This is a genomic window from Vibrio sp. B1REV9, assembly GCF_905175395.2.
Taxonomy (GTDB): domain Bacteria; phylum Pseudomonadota; class Gammaproteobacteria; order Enterobacterales; family Vibrionaceae; genus Vibrio; species Vibrio alfacsensis.
This window is the reverse complement of record NZ_HG992746.1, coordinates 231,125-250,487: the sequence shown is the minus strand read 5'-3', so window position 1 is coordinate 250,487 and position 19,363 is coordinate 231,125. Positions and strand designations below refer to the sequence as shown.

17 protein-coding genes and 2 pseudogenes are annotated in these 19,363 nt (G+C 43.2%); 8 read left to right on the top strand and 11 right to left on the bottom strand.

The window, feature by feature from the left end; translation table 11 throughout:
- Position 1: 1 nt before the first annotated feature.
- Positions 2-772: a DUF2076 family protein gene (locus tag KHN78_RS15320; RefSeq protein WP_211916902.1), complete on the bottom strand. Its 771-nt coding sequence runs from the start codon at positions 770-772 to the stop codon at positions 2-4.
- A 106-nt stretch (positions 773-878) separates the two neighbouring features.
- On the opposite strand from KHN78_RS15320, the pseudogene KHN78_RS15315 reads away from it, so the two are divergent.
- Positions 879-1,139, top strand: a pseudogene (locus KHN78_RS15315) (IS3 family transposase); the annotation flags it as partial.
- Between the two features lie 106 nt (positions 1,140-1,245).
- Here the strand turns inward: KHN78_RS15315 and KHN78_RS15310 are convergent.
- The 3 genes from KHN78_RS15310 to KHN78_RS15300 form a co-directional block, all read right to left on the bottom strand.
- The gene (locus KHN78_RS15310) at positions 1,246-1,752 is read right to left on the bottom strand and encodes a general stress protein (RefSeq protein WP_211916900.1); all 507 of its coding nucleotides are present in this window, start codon (positions 1,750-1,752) and stop codon (positions 1,246-1,248) included.
- Between the two features lie 128 nt (positions 1,753-1,880).
- Positions 1,881-3,275, bottom strand: a complete 1,395-nt coding sequence (locus tag KHN78_RS15305) for a glutamate decarboxylase (RefSeq protein ID WP_211916898.1) — start codon at positions 3,273-3,275, stop codon at positions 1,881-1,883.
- Positions 3,276-3,448: 173 nt separating this feature from the next.
- Positions 3,449-3,727, bottom strand: a complete 279-nt coding sequence (locus KHN78_RS15300; protein ID WP_211916896.1) for an HdeA/HdeB family chaperone — start codon at positions 3,725-3,727, stop codon at positions 3,449-3,451.
- A 246-nt stretch (positions 3,728-3,973) separates the two neighbouring features.
- Between KHN78_RS15300 and KHN78_RS15295 the strand changes: the two genes are divergently transcribed.
- The 3 genes from KHN78_RS15295 to KHN78_RS15285 all read left to right on the top strand — a co-directional run bounded on the left by KHN78_RS15295 (position 3,974) and on the right by KHN78_RS15285 (position 9,705).
- Positions 3,974-5,395 (top strand): amino acid permease, encoded by a 1,422-nt coding sequence (locus KHN78_RS15295; protein WP_211916895.1) that lies wholly within the window; start codon positions 3,974-3,976, stop codon positions 5,393-5,395.
- 85 nt (positions 5,396-5,480) lie between these two features.
- Positions 5,481-6,584 carry an efflux RND transporter periplasmic adaptor subunit gene (locus tag KHN78_RS15290; RefSeq protein ID WP_211916893.1) on the top strand — a complete coding sequence of 368 codons (1,104 nt, stop codon included), beginning with the start codon at positions 5,481-5,483 and terminating at the stop codon, positions 6,582-6,584.
- Positions 6,585-6,594: 10 nt separating this feature from the next.
- Complete coding sequence (locus KHN78_RS15285; protein ID WP_211916891.1) at positions 6,595-9,705, top strand: efflux RND transporter permease subunit; 3,111 nt, start codon at positions 6,595-6,597, stop codon at positions 9,703-9,705.
- A gap of 271 nt (positions 9,706-9,976) precedes the next feature.
- Here the strand turns inward: KHN78_RS15285 and KHN78_RS15280 are convergent, their stop codons facing one another.
- The 3 genes and pseudogenes from KHN78_RS15280 to KHN78_RS15270 form a co-directional block, all read right to left on the bottom strand.
- Positions 9,977-10,222, bottom strand: coding sequence for a hypothetical protein (locus KHN78_RS15280; protein ID WP_211916889.1), 246 nt, complete (start codon positions 10,220-10,222; stop codon positions 9,977-9,979).
- A gap of 39 nt (positions 10,223-10,261) precedes the next feature.
- The gene (locus KHN78_RS15275) at positions 10,262-10,477 is read right to left on the bottom strand and encodes a DUF3820 family protein (protein WP_211916886.1); all 216 of its coding nucleotides are present in this window, start codon (positions 10,475-10,477) and stop codon (positions 10,262-10,264) included.
- 3 nt (positions 10,478-10,480) lie between these two features.
- Positions 10,481-11,168, bottom strand: a pseudogene (locus KHN78_RS15270) (DUF3313 domain-containing protein).
- Between the two features lie 159 nt (positions 11,169-11,327).
- Here KHN78_RS15270 and KHN78_RS15265 point away from each other — a divergent pair.
- Positions 11,328-11,636, top strand: a complete 309-nt coding sequence (locus tag KHN78_RS15265; RefSeq protein ID WP_211916884.1) for a cysteine-rich CWC family protein — start codon at positions 11,328-11,330, stop codon at positions 11,634-11,636.
- A gap of 67 nt (positions 11,637-11,703) precedes the next feature.
- Here the strand turns inward: KHN78_RS15265 and KHN78_RS15260 are convergent, their stop codons facing one another.
- Positions 11,704-12,048, bottom strand: a complete 345-nt coding sequence (locus tag KHN78_RS15260; protein ID WP_211916882.1) for a HopJ type III effector protein — start codon at positions 12,046-12,048, stop codon at positions 11,704-11,706.
- A 201-nt stretch (positions 12,049-12,249) separates the two neighbouring features.
- Between KHN78_RS15260 and KHN78_RS15255 the strand changes: the two genes are divergently transcribed.
- Positions 12,250-14,019 carry a choice-of-anchor I family protein gene (locus KHN78_RS15255; RefSeq protein ID WP_211916880.1) on the top strand — a complete coding sequence of 590 codons (1,770 nt, stop codon included), beginning with the start codon at positions 12,250-12,252 and terminating at the stop codon, positions 14,017-14,019.
- A gap of 109 nt (positions 14,020-14,128) precedes the next feature.
- Here the strand turns inward: KHN78_RS15255 and KHN78_RS15250 are convergent, their stop codons facing one another.
- Both KHN78_RS15250 and phhA read right to left on the bottom strand, forming a co-directional pair.
- Entirely contained in the window at positions 14,129-14,467 is a 339-nt protein-coding gene (locus tag KHN78_RS15250; protein ID WP_211916878.1) for a 4a-hydroxytetrahydrobiopterin dehydratase, read from the bottom strand.
- The gene (gene phhA, locus KHN78_RS15245) at positions 14,457-15,251 is read right to left on the bottom strand and encodes a phenylalanine 4-monooxygenase (protein WP_211916876.1); all 795 of its coding nucleotides are present in this window, start codon (positions 15,249-15,251) and stop codon (positions 14,457-14,459) included. The genes KHN78_RS15250 and phhA overlap by 11 nt, the downstream gene beginning before the upstream one ends.
- A 222-nt stretch (positions 15,252-15,473) precedes the next feature.
- On the opposite strand from phhA, the gene KHN78_RS15240 reads away from it, so the two are divergent.
- Positions 15,474-17,456, top strand: a complete 1,983-nt coding sequence (locus tag KHN78_RS15240) for an acetoacetate--CoA ligase (RefSeq protein WP_211916874.1) — start codon at positions 15,474-15,476, stop codon at positions 17,454-17,456.
- A gap of 112 nt (positions 17,457-17,568) precedes the next feature.
- Here KHN78_RS15240 and KHN78_RS15235 read toward each other — a convergent pair whose 3' ends face one another.
- Positions 17,569-18,144 carry a class I SAM-dependent DNA methyltransferase gene (locus KHN78_RS15235; RefSeq protein WP_211916872.1) on the bottom strand — a complete coding sequence of 192 codons (576 nt, stop codon included), beginning with the start codon at positions 18,142-18,144 and terminating at the stop codon, positions 17,569-17,571.
- Positions 18,145-18,329: 185 nt separating this feature from the next.
- Between KHN78_RS15235 and KHN78_RS15230 the strand changes: the two genes are divergently transcribed.
- Positions 18,330-19,208, top strand: a complete 879-nt coding sequence (locus tag KHN78_RS15230) for a LysR family transcriptional regulator (protein ID WP_128813084.1) — start codon at positions 18,330-18,332, stop codon at positions 19,206-19,208.
- The last annotated feature ends 155 nt before the right edge of the window (positions 19,209-19,363 follow it).

Below are 19,363 nucleotides of genomic sequence, written 5' to 3'. Positions count from 1 at the left end.
ATCAAAACAAGCTGTCATCATCGCCAAAACCACCAAAGTCTTGGTCATCGCCGCTAAAGAAGCCATCGCCTCCACCAAAGTTATTGGCATCATTGCTCGTCAATGAGTCATCGTTAAACGCATTATCATCATCGAACCCTGACGATTGAAAGCCTGAATTGTCATCAAAGCCTGAGTTTTGACTCCAGCCTCCGCCAGTATAATCTTGCGTATAATTATCAGTACCGTCTAGAAAACCACTGCTGTTGTCAGTCGTATCTGTTGATTGGCTATTGACATCCTGCGCGGGATCAACTTGGTCATTCGCCCCCTCTTCAGGCTGTTCAATGATGGTGTTATTGGTCACATCTTCGACCATTGGTGAAGTATGCTCACCACCGAAGAATAAATGGCTCAGTGCATTTCCTGCAACCATACCAGCCGCTACCCCTGCTGCCGTTTGCATAAACCCGCTAAAGGCACTTGGCCGGTAAGCTGGCTGAGGTGGTGGGGGCGGCGTTTTATCCCCACCAAACATTCTATTTAGACTACTTCTGTTCGATTCTTGCTTATAAAACTCGGCATTGCGTTGCAAATACTCGTTTCGTTCTTTTAACTCTTTGAGCGCGACTTCCTGAGCAAGAGCAACTTGTGTCAGACGATAAACAATGTCGGGTTGAGAGGTGATCTGTTCTTGGATTAGCTGAGCGGCTGCGGCGTCTTTTGCGTTGTTTTGATTAACACGCATTTTTTCGGCTAACTTCTGAATAAGTTCTTGTTCTTGTGGGGTCATAAATATCCTCGCTTAGTGACGAGAAATAGGAATCAGATAGCCGCACAATACGCCAATTATCCTACGTTGATCGCAAGACAAACTTATATTGCAAATTTACATTATCGGATATTTACACCTAAGACTCACTGAACAATTCTTGGTTATCAAGAAACTCAAGCATAGCTACAGCTTAAAAACATTATGCGAAGTCTTCAAGGTTCATCGAAGTCGTTATAACTATTGGCTCAAACCTCCAACAGTCATTAATGCTGAAACCATAAAACTTCGCAGCTTGATTAGCAAGGCTCACGCCGCAAGCAATGGCTCTGCGGGAGCAAGAACCATTGCAGATATAGTTACAAACCAGGGCATAAAACTGAGCCGATAACGAGCAACATAGCTTAAGAAAGACTTCAGGAAATGTTAACCAAGGTAGCGGTTGAGGCAGCCTGAGTGTTTAAGAGTTTAGATTGTGCAAACCTTAATCAAAGTTAAGCTTTAATATGCTCTGCTTGATAGTCAGCTAATATGGTACGAGCTTTTACAATATCTTCTGCATCTCCATGTACAAGCACTAGGAACTTGTCAGCTTTAATCGCAGATTCGTATTTTACAATGCTGTCTTTTGGGATACCTATACTGGCAAGTGCACCACCAATAGCACCTGCCCCACCAGTGACTAGCGCACCTTCTACCGCACCAACAACTGTGGCTACAATTGGGCCTGCAACCATTAACGCCCCAACACCAGGTAGCCAAAACATACCAGCGCCAAAGAGAGCGCCCCAGACCCCGCCCCAAAACGCGCCAGTTTTACCCCAATTTTTTACGCGGTCGCCAGTATTGTAGAAACCCGCAACATGCTCTTCGCTGTGGTAGCCTTTACCTAAAATTGAGATTTTTGACACATCGTATTGCTCTTTTTTAAGCATTTTGACAAGATTCTCAGCTTCACTGTGAGTGTTTACGATGGTAATGACTTTATCTTGTTCTTTCATAACATTTCTCCGTTTCGGAATTTGCTGAATATTGTTTTAAAGAAGTGGAGACTTACCGTGATGCTTCAATTAAGGTGAAACAGGGCAGTAAAAAACTACCCTGTTGAATTGGGGTTAAAGATTTACATTTAACCGTGATTGAAGTTTGTCGAAGCATCGGCATCACTGCCATTGACTACAGGATGTTTTTCGAAGAAATCAACACAATGCTGTAAATCCGCTAACATTAGATCCGCAAGGTCTCGGCTGAAACCATGACGAACTAAAATACGCATGATGACAAGATCTTCTCTATCAGCAGGCATTGCGTATGCCGCAATTTGCCATCCCCTTGAGCGAATTCGATCAGATAAGTCATAAAGGTTGAAGCCTGGGTTAACGCCTTTTTTGAGTGTCCAACTCAATGCGGGTATCCCACCCTTACCATTGTATATAATGTCAAACATGCCCATCTTATTGATTTCTTGCGCAATATACTGTGCAGTGTCATAACAGGCTTGATGGATCTTAGTGTATCCCTCTTTACCAAGGCGTAGGAAATTGTAATATTGAGCGACAATTTGACCACCAGGGCGAGAAAAATTAAGCGCAAAGGTCGGCATATTACCGCCGAGATAGTTTACGTTAAAAATCAGATCCTTATGAAGTGAAGCCGCATCTCTCCATACAACCCAACCGACGCCAAGAGGGGACAAACCAAACTTATGCCCAGAAGCATTAATCGATTTCACGCGTGGTAAGCGAAAATCCCAAGCCAAGTCTGGGTCACAAAATGGAGCCAAAAATGCGCCACTTGCGCCATCGACATGAACTGGAATATCTAGGCCTGTTTCCTGTTGAAGTTTGTCGAGAGCGTCACAAACGTCCTTTACTGGCTCATATTCACAAGTAAACGTGACGCCAAGTGTAGGGACAACACCAATCGTATTTTCGTCACAGCGTTTAATGACCTCTTCAGGGGTCATTATAAGACGATCGCCTTCCATTGGAATTTCACGTAGCTCAATATCCCAATAACGAGCAAATTTGTGCCAGCAAACCTGAACGGGACCACAAACCATATTTGGCTTGTCAATCGGCTTGCCCAGTTTTTTCATTTTCTCTCGCCAAGCCCATTTTAATGCCATCCCGCCAAGCATGGCCGCCTCACTGGACCCCGTTGTTGAGCACCCCATAGGATTGTCGGCACTTGGAGAGTTCCATAAATCTGCGAGCATATGTACGCAACGGGATTCAATCTCAGCGGTCTGCGGGTACTCATCTTTATCGATCATGTTTTTGTCGATGGACTCGTCCATTAACTTATGGATTTCCTCCTCAATCCACGTCTGGCAAAATGTGGCCAAATTTTGTCGAGAATTCCCATCCATCATGAGTTCATCATGGACGATTTGATAAGCATGAGTTGCCTCTTGCTCATTATCTGGAATTCGATATTTTGGCACTGAAATCGACAAGTCTTTCGATGAATAAACATCATCTTTCAGTGACCCCTTAAGGGTGGATTTTTTATGAAGCGCCATAGGAATTCCTTCTCATTAATGATGCAATGGTTTACGGAAAAAAGTAAAAAAGCAGATGTTAGATAGATAATGAAAGAAATGAACGTTGGTACGGATAAAAGTAGCACCAAAATTCATTTCTTTTTGTAATCCAAGAATTTTTGAACATGAAAATTAAAAATAGTACTTAGGCATTAGTTTTTAACTTCTTTCTTTGCAATATCACTAACTTTCGCTTGAGGCTGCTTTTGACAATCTTCAACAATATCGTCGATTTCTACCGGGTCAAGTTGATCAATCTCGGTGATACTGTGAGCCGAAACAATGTAACCAATGGCCACGGGAATGACAGAATAGTCTTGTGAGAGTAAAGCGCTGCAATCCATATCTGCAGCTTTGGCATGATTGTCAGCCAGCACGGGTGTGCCCATAAGAAGGAACGATGCACCAATGACCGAAGCTATAACTTTCATATTACACCTCAATATTTAATGGGTTTCAGTTTAACTCAGACAAATTGTAGTTAGCATATCCCGGTTTGCAAATTAATGACTAAGATTATTTGTGAATTAATCAAGATAATAATATTTTGTAATAACTCTGGGTAAGCACATAAATATTATGGTTATTTAAATTGTGTATGAATTATTGGTATATAGGAAAATGAACTACACTTTAGCCAATCCAATATGCATTTATATTTCATAAGGAATTTGATAATGAATGAGTCGGTAAATAGTCGCAAGCACCTTAGTTTGTTTGGGTTCTTTGCCTTAACCGCGACGATGGTGATGACGGTTTATGAATACCCAACCTTTGCGTCTTCTGGTATTTCATTAGTCTTTTATCTTGTCGTTGCTGGGCTATTTTGGTTTCTGCCTGTTGCATTGTGTGCCGCAGAAATGGCAACAATTGAGGGTTGGGATAAAGGTGGGGTTTACACTTGGGCTGGTAAGTCACTCGGAGAGAAATGGGGTTTTGCCAACATATTCTTTCAGTGGTTCCAGATCACCGTCGGCTTTGTCACCATGATTTATTTTATACTCGGTGCACTATCCTATGTCCTTGACTGGGATGCTCTAAACAACAACCCGATAATACGTTTTATTGGCGTTATGGTTATATTCTGGGGGTTGACGTTATCCCAGTTTAAAGGCACAAAGTTTACGAGTACGATCGCAAAATATGGTTTCATTCTTGGTATTGCCATACCGGCAATCATTTTGTTTGCGTTAACGATTGGATTCTTTTCGACTGGTGGCATCAGCGATATGGATCTATCACTCAGTAATATGGTCCCAGACTTCACCCAATTAAACACTGTCGTTGTTTTTGTGTCGTTTATTCTTGCCTATGCGGGTATTGAAGCGTCTGCAACACACGCAAATGAAATGACAAATGTCAAACGTGACTATCCAATTGCGATTATTTTACTTGTATTATTGGCAATTTGTTTAAATACCATTGGTGGTATCGCAATCGGTGCCGTAGTACCAGAAAAATCTCTCGGTTTATCTATAGGGGTAGTACAAGGTTTTGAAGGCTTGTTTGCCCATTTTACTGACCAAGCAGGTTGGGTGGTTAGAATCATCGCTGTGTTTATCGCATTTGGGGTATGTGCTGAGGTATCTGCGTGGGTAGTAGGCCCATCGTGGGGTATGCTCGAAGCGGGTAAAGATGGCCTGTTACCGAAAAAGCTAGCAGAGACCAATGAATATGATGTCCCAGTCAAGTTTTTAATTATGCAAGGGATTATCGTTAGTATTTGGGCAGCAGTGCTCACCTTTGGTGGTAGCGGTGCCAATGTCTCATTCTTTACTGCAATATCGTTAACCGTGGTTATTTACTTAGTCGGCTATATTATTTTCTTTATTTCATACTTAACAGTGGTACTGAAATTTAAAGAATTGCCAAGAGCGTTTGAAATCCCTGGCGGAACACCCGTAAAAATAATTTTCGCGGTAGCTGGTCTTGTTATTTCACTTGTCGCACTTGGTATATCATTCATTCCACCTGCGCAGTTAGGTGGAGGCAATGCTTCTACCGCTTATTTGACTATTCTCGTCATAAGTTTTGCCGTAACCCTATGTATTCCATTTTTTGTATATCGAAGAATGAGAGGTAATATAATCTCAAAATGAACTTTCTTTAATATATATTGAATTTTTAATGTAAGTTTAACATGTGTTCTATTTTCAATATCGCTCTCATCACTAGGAGGTTATAGTGAAAAAATGGATTTTTGGTGTCATCATTATCGCTGTACTTGCCTTTGGGAGTGTGATTGGTTTTAATCTGTTTGTGAACAACAAAATTAAAACGACGATAGCAAACTTACCCGAGCCTATATTTCCTGTAACGGTTGAGCAATTAAAACCAACGGTATGGGCTCAGAATATTAAAGCGATTGGATTTATTGAACCATATCAAGGTGTTGATGTTTCGAATGAAGTCTCTGGAATCGTGACTAATATTAACTTTGAAAACGGCGAGCGTGTAAGTGCAACGACAGTATTGGTTTCTTTAAATGATCAGGTACAACAAGCACAGTTAAAAGAACAACAGGTGCAATTGCCCGCTGTTAGAAATGACTATTTAAGGCTCAAAAAACTCTATCGTGAGAAATCTGTCTCAGAACAAAGCCTACAAGCCGCCGAGGCGAAATATCAAGCCTTATTAGCGAACATCGAAAGTTTAAAAGCCAACATTGAATTACGTAAAATTCGCGCGCCTTTTGATGGGAAGCTAGGTATTCGGAACATCAACCTTGGCCAATACGTATCTGTTGGTACTGATATCGTAAGACTCGAAGATTTATCTGTTATGCGAGTCAGGTTTAGCGTGCCGCAATCGAAAATTGGTCACTTAAAGATAGGGCAGCGAATCTCACTGAGTGTTGAATCTTATCCAGGGAAAACCTATGAGGGGAAAATCAATGCAATAGAACCAGTAATTAATGACAAAACTGGCTTAGTGATGATTCAGGCAGAGGTACCGAACGACGACAGAACTCTAATTGGCGGTATGTTCGCAGATGTGAATATTTCGTTAAGTGATCTGGAAAAACAATTTGTTGTTCCCCAAACATCCATTGTTTTTGCGCTTTACGGGAATTCCGTTTTTGTTGTAGAGAAAGACGGAAGTGACTATCGCGTCAAACAAATCACGGTTGAAGTTCTGCAAAGAGATGGAAATTTCGCGCTAATAAAGGGTGATTTAAAATTTGATCAACAAGTGGTCACAACAGGGATTTTGAATTTAGGCAACAACACAAAAGTGAATATTGTAGCAAACCCGATAAACACGCCAGATAAAATGCCTAAGCTTTAGGAGTGCGATCATGAATTTTACCGACATTTTCATTCATCGTCCCGTGATGGCAGCCTCACTGAGTGTCTTACTGCTTCTTTTAGGGCTCAATGCATTGAAAGATCTACAAGTTCGCCAGTACCCAGAAATGACAAACACAGTGATAACGGTTACAACTCCGTATCCAGGTGCAGACGCCGAACTTATTGAGGGGTTTATAACACAGCCTTTAGAGCAGGCGTTATCGCAAGTTGATAATTTAGATTTTATGACATCGACGAGTCAACTTGGTTCTTCTACTATAACCTTGAACATGATGTTGAACACAAGTCCGGAAGAGGCATTATCTAGCGTACTATCTCAAATTAATTCTGTTTCTAATCAACTTCCTAGAGAGGCCTATAATCCATCGGTGACCTCTTCAACCGGCTCAACAACGTCGATCATGTACATATCGTTTTATAGTAGTGAATTGAATTCGAGCCAAATAGTAGACTACCTCGAAAGGGTGGTTAACCCACAGATATCGACCGTCAATGGGGTGTCAAACATTCAGATGATGGGGGGAACGCCATTTGCTCTTAGAATTTGGCCCGATCCAGAGAAATTGGGGCAATTTAACCTTACCACCAGTGATTTGGTTAATGTGCTTCAACAAAATAATTATCAGTCAGCGGTGGGTCAGTTCAATAGCTATTTGACCATCTTAAATGGCACGATCGATACCCAAGTTGATACCGTTGATGGTTTGAAGAGCCTCACTATTGAAAGCAGTAACGGGCAAGTGGTTCAACTGCAAGACGTAGCCGACGTTACTCTTGGCAAAAGCAGTGATGGAACCAGAGCGTTGGCGAACGGGAAAGAGGCCGTTATCATTGGTATCAACGCGACACCAACAGCAAACCCACTAAATGTCGCTCAAGGCGTCCGCACACAATTTCAATCCATCGAAAAGAATTTGCCCAATACTATTCAGTCGACATTGATTTATGACTCAACCTTAGCAATTACAGACTCGATCAATGAAGTGATAAAGACCATCGTAGAAGCAGCGTTGATTGTTATCGTCGTTATTCTTTTATTTCTAGGCTCTTTTCGTGCGGTGATTATTCCTATTGTCACCATACCACTATCACTGATTGGTGTTATTGCTGTCATGCAAGCCTTTGGGTTTACCTTGAACTTGATGACGCTCCTTGCCATGGTATTGGCGATAGGGCTCGTGGTTGACGATGCCATTGTTGTGGTTGAAAACGTAGAACGACACATAAAAATGGGGACGAAACCTTTTCAAGCGGCTTTAGTGGCGACAAGAGAAATAGCGGTTCCGGTTATTTCAATGACTATCACGCTGGCGGCGGTTTATGCTCCGATTGCACTTATGGGGGGCGTAACCGGCTCATTATTTAAAGAGTTTGCGCTAACGCTGGCTGGTGCGGTCGTTATATCTGGGTTTATAGCGTTAACACTCTCTCCAATGATGTGTTCTAAAATGCTCAAAGCCCACGCACAGCCAAGTAAGTTCGAATCCATGGTTGAAAGAGTACTTGGAAACATCACTGCCACGTACCAAAGAGTGCTGTTGACGGTATTAGAGCATAAACCCGCAGTGGTTTTATTTGCTCTGCTGGTGCTTGTGTCCCTGCCAATCATATTTAGTTTCATCCCATCCCAGTTAGCACCGGACGAAGATCAGGGTGTTGCCGTCATTATCGGTTCAACACCATCGACATCGAATAACGATTATATTCAAGCAAACATGCAGCTAGTGAATGATGTTGTAACAAAACAACCTCAAGTTGAAGCATCACTGGCACTAATCGGCGTGCCTACCAGCAGTCAAGGTTTGGCGATTGCCCCGTTAATTCCTTGGAGTGAAAGAAACCTTAGCCAAAAAGAGATATCTGCAAACATAAACAAAGAAGTAAAAAAAATACCAGGTATGAAGGCGACGGCGTACCAAATGCCTTCATTACCAGGCGCTTCCGGAGGCTTGCCGATTCAATTCGTTATTACCAGTCCCGCGAGTTTTGAGACGTTATATGCTATTGGTACCAAATTGTTAGATAAAGCCAAAAAGAGTCCGTTATTTGTTTACACTGACGTGAACCTTAAGTACGACTCGGGTTTGGTTCGTTTAAAAGTCGATCGTGAGGCTGCAGGCGCTTATGGTGTGACGATGCAAGAAATTGGTGCAACACTCGGAACGATGATGGGAGGCGGCTACATTAATCGTGTCAATATCGATGGTCGTTCTTATGAAGTTATCCCTCAGGTCGAACGTTCGTTTCGTGACAATCCAAGTCTCATCGAAGAGTTTTACGTAACGGCACAAAATGGAAGGGCAGTCCCACTTTCTAGTTTAGTCAGCTATACCGTTGAAGGGCAGGCAAAATCTCTGCCTCACTTTAACCAAATGAATTCGATTTCAATTGAAGCCGTCCCCGCCCCCAACGTTGCGATGGGAGATGCCATAGCGTTTTTTGAACAGTTGGCCAAAACCGATCTTCCTACGGGATATAATTACAATTTTATGGGTGAATCTAGACAATTTGTCGAAGAAGGAAGCTCACTCTATTTAACCTTTGCTTTAGCACTCGCGATCATATTTCTCGTACTAGCGAGCCAATTTGAAAGTGTGCGTGATCCTCTAGTGATAATGATCACCGTCCCACTCGCCATTAGTGGGGCATTAATTGCGTTAGGTTGGACACATATATCAGGAGAGACTTCTCTCAATATTTACTCGCAGGTTGGTTTGATTACCTTAGTGGGGTTAATTACCAAACACGGTATTCTCATGTGTGAGGTCGCCAGAGAAGAGCAAATGTTCAAGGGAGCCTCGAAACATGATGCGATCTTGGAGGCAGCCACGATTCGATTGCGCCCTATCTTAATGACGACCTCGGCAATGATTGCCGGGTTAATACCACTTCTTTTTGCCACAGGAGCAGGGGCTGCCTCACGTTACAATATTGGGTTAGTTATCGTCGCTGGCCTTGCTGTCGGTACATTGTTTACTCTGTTCGTTCTTCCCGTCATGTACACTTATATTGCAAGTGAACATAAACAAAATATTTTGAAAGAAGAACAAATTGATGCTGATAGTATCGGTCTAATATCTAAACCGGAAGACACCTAGAGAAGACACCTAAAAAGTAGGAGCCCTATGGATGAATGTACCAACTCTGTTAAGAAAGTCATCTTCTTATTGGAGAGGTAATAGCTACCTATGATCTTCTAGCATTAGCCAATGTTGGTCAATATAATCGTGATTGTTTAGTGAAGAGTAACAACTCTAAGCAGTAATAAGAGTCGGCCTAACGGTTGGCTATTTGTGAAGACGGACTCTTTTGAATAAAAACACATGGCATCGTGGAAAAACTTAGGGGCCTGTGACAGGCTACACTCGCTTACTCCTTGAGCAGGTAACCAGTCTTGTTCGCAAACTGTTGCATCGCCTCGGCAAACGTTGTTGTCCTGCCTTTAGGTTTAACTTGTATTACCTTATATCCCATCTTTTCCAACGCTTGGCGTTCTGCCAAAACCGCTCTATCACCTTGCTGACTACCTTGAGCAGGCTGATGAATATAACACCCCTCTAGTTGACCATCTTCGACCAATTGGTGGTGTTTCAGAGCATCGATATCAAAATTCATAATAAGTCTTTTAATTTAAATGAGGATTTCTGTGGCAAGTTACATGCGCTTTAAAGGTTTAACCACATTGTCTAAACCTTCAATTTTTAGAGCTAGACACAATTGCAGTAACTGCCCTAGCTCCCCATCAGGAAAACCTTTTTTGTCGAACCAGAGTAAGTATTCTTCTGGTAAATCAATCAGCACACGTCCTGCGTACTTACCAAATGGCATTTGCATACGAGCGAGCTTTAATAGGTTTTCTTTTTCTAACATGGATTACAGCGTGGTTTGTGATAAGTCTTGGCTAAGGGTAACACCCAAGCGATCGACCCACCAGTTAATTGCATCTTTAGCATCATCCAAAGAATCAATCATGGTCGAGAAGTCTTTATTTCCCGCTTGACGGTCTATTGCGGCAAAAAGAGGTGTATCGGTTTGGGAATCGCTAACCAGTAACTCTACCGTTGCCGAGCCTACATTGGTGTGCTCGCCTGTTGTGATTTTCGAGATGGTAGAAATCCCTAAGCCGACAGGAAGAATGCTTGATGTAACAGCCAGTACTGGATTTGGCGTCTCAACGTTACTGATTGCGATACTCAAGCGAAGTGTTTTCTCTCCGGGTTGTTCAACCATCTTTTTTACTGGTGAGATGCGCGTTTTTTAGCTTATCAACCATGTAGGTAGTTAACTCACTAATTTCATCATCATCCAGTTCGGACTCTTTCACTACGACCATGACTCGGTCGATCACTACGCTATCGTATTCATCCAGTTTGGCTTTCAATCGAGTCGCATCACGCAACCCAACTCGCGCCCAAACGAGATCCACACCACCCTCTGGTCCCGCACGAAAATCCTCATAAGAAGTGAATTTAGTGCCACTGACAATAGGACCACCAGCACAACCGGTTAACACTGCCCCCAACAAACCAACAGACACACATTTTACCAATGACTTCAACATATCTACTCCTTACCCACAAAAATACAGTCTACCATTCCATATAAAATTGACCAGTATTTATTCACTCAACAGATATTTTATTGAATGAGGATAGAGATTCCCGAAGCATCATTTCGTGTTAAAGTACGCCGCTTACTGGAAAGCATAACGAGAAAAATAATGAAATCACCTTGCCGCGCGGCCTGTAAAAACAATGGCGGAATCTGTTCTGGCTGTCACAGAACCATGAAAGAAATAGTACAGTGGAAAGACAAATCCGACATGCAAAGAGATGCCATCATCGAGCAACTGCTTGGCAATGATTCAACTCACTTGTGTCCTGAATGCGGTACGAATGCACACTGCGATATTACAGCTGGGAAAGAAACGTGCTGGTGCTTTGATATTGAGACTAGAGATTTACCCAAGCCAGAGGCGGGACAACTTTGTTTGTGTCGTAAATGTTTGGAGAAAAAACCAGTCGCCTAGTTCATATGACTTGTTTTCATATTACCTAGCGGACTGGCTTGCCATTGAAATTGCGATTGCTTGCGATCTATTTCAGAACTAACGCGTCGGATTCAAACTTCACGCCATTCCAACCTGTCACCATAAAGTTACGTATGTTTTGGTGGTCATTGTTCTCTGGGTTCGCCAATACATCTTCGCGATAAAAACGTCCAAAACACGCAAGTGTCGCGTCTTTATCTAAGTGATTCAGTAAACCGAATGCGAAGATCTTACAAGACCCATTGTTTTCATCCGCGTTATTGTATGTTTCACCGTTCACAAAAGCGGTGGGCGTAAACTCGTAGTTTGCCTCAATCGCCGCCATTGTTGTTTCAAACTCGACGGTCTCCGGTGATGCCGTTAGCGCATCCAAAAATTCTTTTAGTTCCATTATTCCCAAATCCTAAAGTCATTGCGTAATGACATATTTGTTTCATAAAAAGCCAATATAAAAGTCATAAATCATACATATATTCATAACCTTATTAAATGACACGCCAATTAATACTCAACACTCTGAATTGATGCCCAAACATTGGTCCTCAGAGCTCTGGCGTTGACTGATCACATAGACCATTAATAAGGAAATAACATGACCACCCCTTTTAAGGCAATAAGTGTTTTGACATTGTCGTCGCTTGCTATTGCATGTGCATCTCAGCCAGAAAGCTCGCTTTCTTCTTTCAGCGAGCAATGCAAAACCACTCAGGCACCTAGCGTTGGTGATAAGGTAATTCAAGGCTTAACTTTCATGGGGACGTCCATTGCCAATGCACCTTTCGATACATCAGCAGCAGAGGTTGTCCAATACGATGCATGTACTGACAAACTGTATGTTGTTAACGCGCAAGCCAAGCGTATCGATGTTTTGTCCATGAATGACGCTGGCGCCCCCTATCAGACCGCAACCATTGATTTAGAAAGTGCCGGAAAAGCGGCAGGGATCGCCATTGGAGCGGCGAACAGCGTTGCGGTATTTAATGGATTGGTCGCGGTTGCAATAGAAAATAGCAACAAACAAGCAAACGGTATTGTGGGTTTATATCGCTCTGACGATTTGTCATTGATCACCACCTACCCAACCGGCGCACTTCCAGATATGGTCGGATTCTCCAAAGACGGTCGATACATTGCAACTGCTAACGAAGGCGAACCAAATGGTGATTACAGTGTTGATCCTGAGGGCAGCATAACACTAATCGACTTAAGCCGAGGCGTGAACAATGCGGAAGTCACGCAAGTTGGGTTCAACGAATTTGATGGCGAGCGTAAATCTGAACTGCCTGCTAGCGTACGTATATCCGCTCCCAATGCGACTGTCGCACAAGATCTAGAGCCGGAATACCTCACCTTTGCAGACAACGGTAAAATTTACATAGCACTACAAGAAAACAACGCCATGGCAATCGTTAACCCTGAAAGCAAGTCTGTAGAGAAGATTGTAGGTCTAGGCGAGAAATCTTGGTCAGACTCAGCACTGGATGCCTCCAACAAAGATAAAATCATTGGCAACTTCAAGCGCTACCCTCAGCTTGTCGGTTTATATATGCCCGATACACTCGACAGCTACTCCGTTAATGGCAAAACCTACATTGTTTCAGCTAACGAGGGGGATGGTCGCGAGTATGGTTTCACAACAACCCAAGCGCTTTGTGACCAAGCTGGCTTTAAATGGGATGAAGACGATTACCTCGGAACCGATAAGTACACTTCAGAGCAAGGAGCTTGCCTTAGTCATGTAGACGAAGTACGCGGAAAGAAACTGAAAGTGGCATCAGACCACCCACTGGCAGAAATACTAAAAAACAACAAACAACTCGCGCGCCTAAAAGTGATCAAGCCTGAGCAAACGCTGACAGCACAAGAGAACGTGCAAGCGTTTGGCGCGCGTTCATTCTCGATTTGGGATGAAAATGCCAAGCTCATTTTCGACAGTGGGGATGATTTCGCGAAGATTGCGTTTATGAACCAGGGCCAAAACTTCAACAGCACCAATGATAACAACAAAAGCGGAGACGACCGTAGTGACGATAAAGGCATTGAACCAGAAGCCATTGAAGTCGCGTACATCAACGGCCGCCATTACGCATTTATTGGTCTAGAGCGCCAAGGCGGCATTATGGTCTACGACATCTCAAATCCAATGCAAGCCACGTTTGTTCATTACGTTAATCGTCGTGATTACAATCAACCTGTTTGTACCCAAGTGGAAGACGGAGACTGTAAGAATGATATCTACAACCCTAAAGCGGGAGATTTAGGGCCAGAGTCAATCAATTACTTTACACGCAATGGGCAACATTTTATTGCTGTCGGTAACGAAGTATCAGGTACCACGTCCGTATTCCGAATTGAGCTTTAGTGCTCATCTTTCACGACGAGACATTTGAAAGCAAAGCGCTCGAACCTAAATTCGGGCGCTTTTGGCAGAGTCTAGGTCAACAGCATCTCGACTCTCTAATCTTTCCCTATTATTCTACAACGACTAAGGCATCGCACTTCGACGCACAGATGAAGTCATTCTTATGCAACCCTTTAATTGAGTGGCTCCACCACGTAACGGTCACTTTCCCCCACTCTAACAAAATAGATGGGTGGTGGAATTCCTCTTCGGCTAGCTCCGCAATCTTGTTACTGAATGCCCACGCTTGTTTGAAGTTCTTAAATGTGTAGACCTTTTCTAATTGTGGAATATCCTCTCTCTCCATGATCTGCCAATCGGACAATTGAAGCAGCAAAGATTGTTGCTCCTCTTTACTCAAGGCAATCGCATCGATACTGCAAGCTTCGCATTTTTGTTCATTCAACATGAGCAGGTTCCTTTGGTTCAAATAGTGGCGGAAGCAATCCGGCTTCAATCGCCAGATCAGCTTGTTTTAATAAATTCAGTTGGCTGATTTGAAACAGCTGCGATAAATCATCTATCACAAAATATTTAGGCTGCATGATGTCGATACGATAAGGCGTTCTTAGTACGGTTTGCAGATCAAACTCATCACGAATCGCCACATCACTTTCCAATGAATAGAGCGTCTCGCCCGGCGATGAAAGAATCCCACCCCCATAGATTTTGGTTCGTTTCCCCTCTCTAACCAACCCAAACTCAACCGTAAACCAATACAAACGTGCCAAGTATGCTCGCTGTTTTGGCGTCGCTGCCTGACCCAACTGACCGTAATGTTCGGTATAAGCGGCGAAATCTGGATTAGTCAACATTGCGCAATGCCCAAAGATTTCATGAAAAAAATCGGGCTCTTGTAGGTAATCAAACTCATCACGTGATCGCAGGAACGTGGCGACAGGAAAACGCTTATTGCCCAACAAATTAAAAAATCGATCAAAATCAATCAACGCAGGAACTGGCTCCACTTGCCAACCGGTGGTTTCCATCAAAACGCGATTGATCTCTGGTAACTGTGGAACACGATCTCTCGGTAGATCGAGCAACTTCAAACCATGTAAATAAGCATCGCAAGCTCTCCCTTGAATCACGCTCATTTGCCTTGTCACCAAATCATGCCAAATGGCGTTCTCTTCAGTACTCCAATTTACGATGCCATCTTCACTGACGGGCTTCGAATGATAATGAGTCATTATACGTCTCCATTAACAATTCAGTTACATTAAGCCTATCCATTCTGATTGACGCTTCCAATATCTGCTTGGTTTTGTTCACTTATTTGGCATGTAACGTTTTATTTACATTTACTCGTAACAATATGATTTATATGAGCTGATTGATTTTCAAACAGGTTTGACAATGCCCTTGCTTCACTCCAGACTAAATCTGTTAAAAGTTTGTTATTGGGGACGCAAATGCATAAGGACAGCAAAGTTTGGCAGCCAACGGAAAGTCGAATTCACCAGGCGAATATTACCCAGTTTATTGACCACATTAATCGTCAAGGGCATGCGCTTAAAAACTATGATGACCTCCATCAATGGTCGATTGAGCAAGATGAGAAGTTCTGGCAAGAAGTCTGGTTGTTTTGTGACTTAATCGGTAGCCAAGGCGCTGATATCAGTGTGTTGGGAACAAGTCATTGGCAAACTCCGATCACAAATAGAGATCGGTTATGGTTTCCCGATGCACAAGTCAATTATGCGGAAAACTTACTGAGTTTAGCATTTCAAAACCCAAATGAACTCGCGATCTGGTTTGAGAACGAACGGGAAAATCGTGAGACTTACACATGGCAAGCGCTCTGCGATGAAGTCTCTAGTGTGCAGCAATGGTTGCAAGAATGTGGTATAGAAAGCGGTGATGTCGTGGCCGGCTATTTACCGCATATTCCACAAACGATCATTGCGATGCTCGCAGCTACAAGCTTAGGCGCAATATGGACATCGACCTCTCCCGACTTCGGGGTTGAGAGTGTGATTGAACGCTTTGGTCAAGTAAAACCGAAAGTGCTGTTCACCTGCGACGGTTATACGTTTAATGGCAAAATGTTTGATATGGCGGAAAAGAACCAAGAAATTGCAGACCAATTACCCGGCATTAAACAAGTCTGTCAAATTGGCTACCTCAAGCCTCACGTTTTTGAGTGCGACGTTTGCACCCAAGATTGGGACAGTCTGTTAAGTCAATATGCTCCGCAGTCATTGAGTTTCCATCGCGTTAAGTTTAATGATCCTTTGTTTATTCTGTATTCTTCTGGAACCACAGGAAAACCGAAGTGCATTGTTCACTCCGTCGGTGGCACCATGCTCAATCACCTCAAAGAACATCAACTTCACTGCGACATTCAGCCAAAAGATCGTGTTTTTTATTATACGACTTGCGGGTGGATGATGTGGAACTGGCATGTTTCAGCACTGGCGAGTGGTGCGTGTCTAGTGATCTACGAAGGTAGCCCTGTTTTCCCACACACCGACGTGCTTTGGAGTCTCGCACAGCGCGCAGAGATCTCTCTATTCGGAACATCTGCTAAATATTTAGAAGCCATAGAAAAAGCAGGCCTCTCGCCCATTGATCATTTTGAACTATCACCACTTAAAACACTGTGTTCGACGGGCTCTGTACTTTATCCCGAACAGTTTGATTATGTATACCAACGCATTAAGCACGATGTGCATTTAGCTTCAATCTCTGGTGGGACCGATATTTGTGGCTGCTTTGTATTAGGAAACCCCATTTCGCCCGTCTATAGGGGAGCATGTCAAAATGCGGGGCTCGGCATCGATGCTAGAGCGGTTGACGAGAACGGTGTGACGGTAACAGAGGAACGTGGTGAACTCGTTTGTGGTAATTCTATTCCCAATTTCCCCGCAGGCTTCTGGCACGACTCGGGAGAGCGTTACCACCATGCGTATTGGGATAAGTTTGAGAACATTTGGCATCATGGTGACGACGTTATGCGAACGAAAACGGGTGGATTTATCTTCTTTGGTCGCAGCGACACAACACTCAATCCTGGTGGTATCCGAATCGGCACTGCAGAGATTTATCAGCAAGTCAACGCGCTTGAAAGCGTTGTCGATTCAATAGCTGTCGGAAAGGAAATTGAGCGTAATGAGCAAATTTGGTTATTTGTGCAACTCAAGCAAGGTGACGAACTAACTGAAAACCTAATCGCAGAAATCAAAACTACCTTACGGGCGGCTTGTTCACCGCGACATGTGCCTAGCGAAATTTTTGCAATCAGTGATATTCCCAAAACTCGATCGGGAAAACTGGTCGAGCTTGCGGTGAAACAAATCATTAATGGTAAACCCGTCGAGAACATGGGGGCCATTGCTAACCCTGACATCTTGCAAGAGATCAAAAGAATGACGATGAGCAAATGCGAACCCTAGTGAATCACGGGAAAACGATATGACTGACAGCCAAAGTTAACTACTTACGAGCAAAAAAACCGAACAAAAAAGCGAGCAACACCGCTCGCTTTTATCAAAATCTTTATCTCGTTTAACGACGTCCAATGCCCATTAAAACAGACATTGTTTGCCCATCTGACGTGATTTCAAATACTTTCTTTGATTCCACATCTTTAAAGCCTGCATTCACTAATGCCGCTTCTGATTTTGCTAGTGTAAAGCCCTCTTTTGCGGATTCTGCAATCCAATCAAAGTGAACAAAATAGCCATCTTTATTAAGTAACGAGCGCGATATTTCTAACGCTGCGTCAGCATCTTCGACAAACGCCAATACAGAGGAAGCAACAACAAGGTCAAACTGACCACGAAAAGCTGGGTGCTGGGCAGCTAAACCACGTGACAACGCATCGACAACGGGTTCAACATTGAGTAACTCTTTTTTATCTAGCTCTTCAATCATCGCTTCTGATGCATCCAGTGCAACGATGTCTTTCGCAAGTGGAGACAACAATTGGCTTAGTTGCCCGGTTCCACATCCAAAATCCAATATTTTAATGCCATCAAGCTGAGTAAGCTGTTGTAACTGTGCAAACACCGACTGAGCAAATTGTTCTGTTGCTGGGTTTGATTCCCAGTTCTTTGCTAAGCCGTCCCAATCTTGTGCCATCTTGGCCTCCATGTTCACTTCTTGTAACCCTCATAGAGTACCGCAAAAACATCAAAACACCATAGAGTTATCTGGCAGAAGCGCGTTTTTTTCGTTAATCTCTCTAAGCATTGGGCATCCATTCCAACACGTGATGTTTTCCCACTACTGTTTTACCATCATTTCTGTTTAGGTCTTGCTGAATCATGAACTTAGCTCAAGTTGAAGCGTTTTGTACTATTGCGGATAGCGGATCGGTTTCTGAGGCCGCTCGACTGCTCGATTGCAACCGAACCAAACTCAGTATGTCTATAAAGGCACTTGAGAAAGACTTAAGCGTCGAGTTGTTCAACCGAACCGGTAATCAGCTCACTCTTTCTGAAGCGGGTAAAGCCATTTACAAAGATTGCGAAAGCTTGCTGGTCACCGCGCAGCGCATCAAAAAAACCTGCGCGCAAGTCTCTGATGGTTTCAACGCCGAAATATGGGTAGCTCGAGATGATTCACTGCCCGATGAATTGTGGCAAGAATTATCCCATACGCTCAACAATCGCTTCCCCTCTACGACGTTTAATCTGATTTTGGCGTCAAGCGGTGATTTAGCAAACCTTGTCAGCACGCAACAAGTTGATTTTGCTTTTGGGGTCGATTACGAACGCGTCGACGATCCACACATTGTATACAACCCTTTGGGTAAAATCCGCATGATGTCGGTTTGTAGCTACGAGCACCCATTAAGAAAAATGCGCCGTGTCACCGATGAAGATTTGAGAAATCAAATGCAAGCATTGATGGTTTACCTCAACGAAAAAGATAACCCTGAGCTACAGCCATTCTCGACGCGATATATCGGTTTCTCCAGCTTCGATTACATGCTCAATACGATTTTAGAAGAAGACGCTTGGGGAGTATTGCCAGAGCCGTTGATCAGACACTACTTACGCCATCAAAAGCTCGCAGTCATCAAACACACTTATGGGTTAACACAAGAAGATTACTGCATGTTTATTCCAAATGGCCAAACTGAACACCCAGCAATGAGTTGGCTAGCTGATAAGTTAAGTGACTATTTATTTGACTTCTAAGTATCTATTCGACTTCTCAGTGTCAATTTAACTTCTAAATACATCGTGCATCGAGTCACCCATCAGTGAGTGCCAATATTATTGACAGCAAGTTATCACAATAAGTCATTGTATTAAAACATATTACTTATGACCCCCTATTACTCCGTTTAAAA

What these genes read in the sequence shown, in the direction of transcription:
- KHN78_RS15265 (WP_211916884.1), top strand. Translation starts at nt 11,328, where the DNA reads ATGAAATCACCTTGCCGCGCGGCCTGTAAAAACAATGGCGGAATCTGT.
- KHN78_RS15230 (WP_128813084.1), top strand. Translation starts at nt 18,330, where the DNA reads ATGAACTTAGCTCAAGTTGAAGCGTTTTGTACTATTGCGGATAGCGGA.
- KHN78_RS15250 (WP_211916878.1), bottom strand. Translation starts at nt 14,467, where the DNA reads ATGTTGAATGAACAAAAATGCGAAGCTTGCAGTATCGATGCGATTGCC.
- KHN78_RS15300 (WP_211916896.1), bottom strand. Translation starts at nt 3,727, where the DNA reads ATGAAAGTTATAGCTTCGGTCATTGGTGCATCGTTCCTTCTTATGGGC.
- KHN78_RS15310 (WP_211916900.1), bottom strand. Translation starts at nt 1,752, where the DNA reads ATGAAAGAACAAGATAAAGTCATTACCATCGTAAACACTCACAGTGAA.
- KHN78_RS15235 (WP_211916872.1), bottom strand. Translation starts at nt 18,144, where the DNA reads ATGGCACAAGATTGGGACGGCTTAGCAAAGAACTGGGAATCAAACCCA.
- KHN78_RS15280 (WP_211916889.1), bottom strand. Translation starts at nt 10,222, where the DNA reads ATGAATTTTGATATCGATGCTCTGAAACACCACCAATTGGTCGAAGAT.
- KHN78_RS15305 (WP_211916898.1), bottom strand. Translation starts at nt 3,275, where the DNA reads ATGGCGCTTCATAAAAAATCCACCCTTAAGGGGTCACTGAAAGATGAT.
- KHN78_RS15295 (WP_211916895.1), top strand. Translation starts at nt 3,974, where the DNA reads ATGAATGAGTCGGTAAATAGTCGCAAGCACCTTAGTTTGTTTGGGTTC.
- KHN78_RS15285 (WP_211916891.1), top strand. Translation starts at nt 6,595, where the DNA reads ATGAATTTTACCGACATTTTCATTCATCGTCCCGTGATGGCAGCCTCA.
- KHN78_RS15255 (WP_211916880.1), top strand. Translation starts at nt 12,250, where the DNA reads ATGACCACCCCTTTTAAGGCAATAAGTGTTTTGACATTGTCGTCGCTT.
- KHN78_RS15260 (WP_211916882.1), bottom strand. Translation starts at nt 12,048, where the DNA reads ATGGAACTAAAAGAATTTTTGGATGCGCTAACGGCATCACCGGAGACC.
- KHN78_RS15320 (WP_211916902.1), bottom strand. Translation starts at nt 772, where the DNA reads ATGACCCCACAAGAACAAGAACTTATTCAGAAGTTAGCCGAAAAAATG.
- phhA (WP_211916876.1), bottom strand. Translation starts at nt 15,251, where the DNA reads ATGACTCATTATCATTCGAAGCCCGTCAGTGAAGATGGCATCGTAAAT.
- KHN78_RS15240 (WP_211916874.1), top strand. Translation starts at nt 15,474, where the DNA reads ATGCATAAGGACAGCAAAGTTTGGCAGCCAACGGAAAGTCGAATTCAC.
- KHN78_RS15275 (WP_211916886.1), bottom strand. Translation starts at nt 10,477, where the DNA reads ATGTTAGAAAAAGAAAACCTATTAAAGCTCGCTCGTATGCAAATGCCA.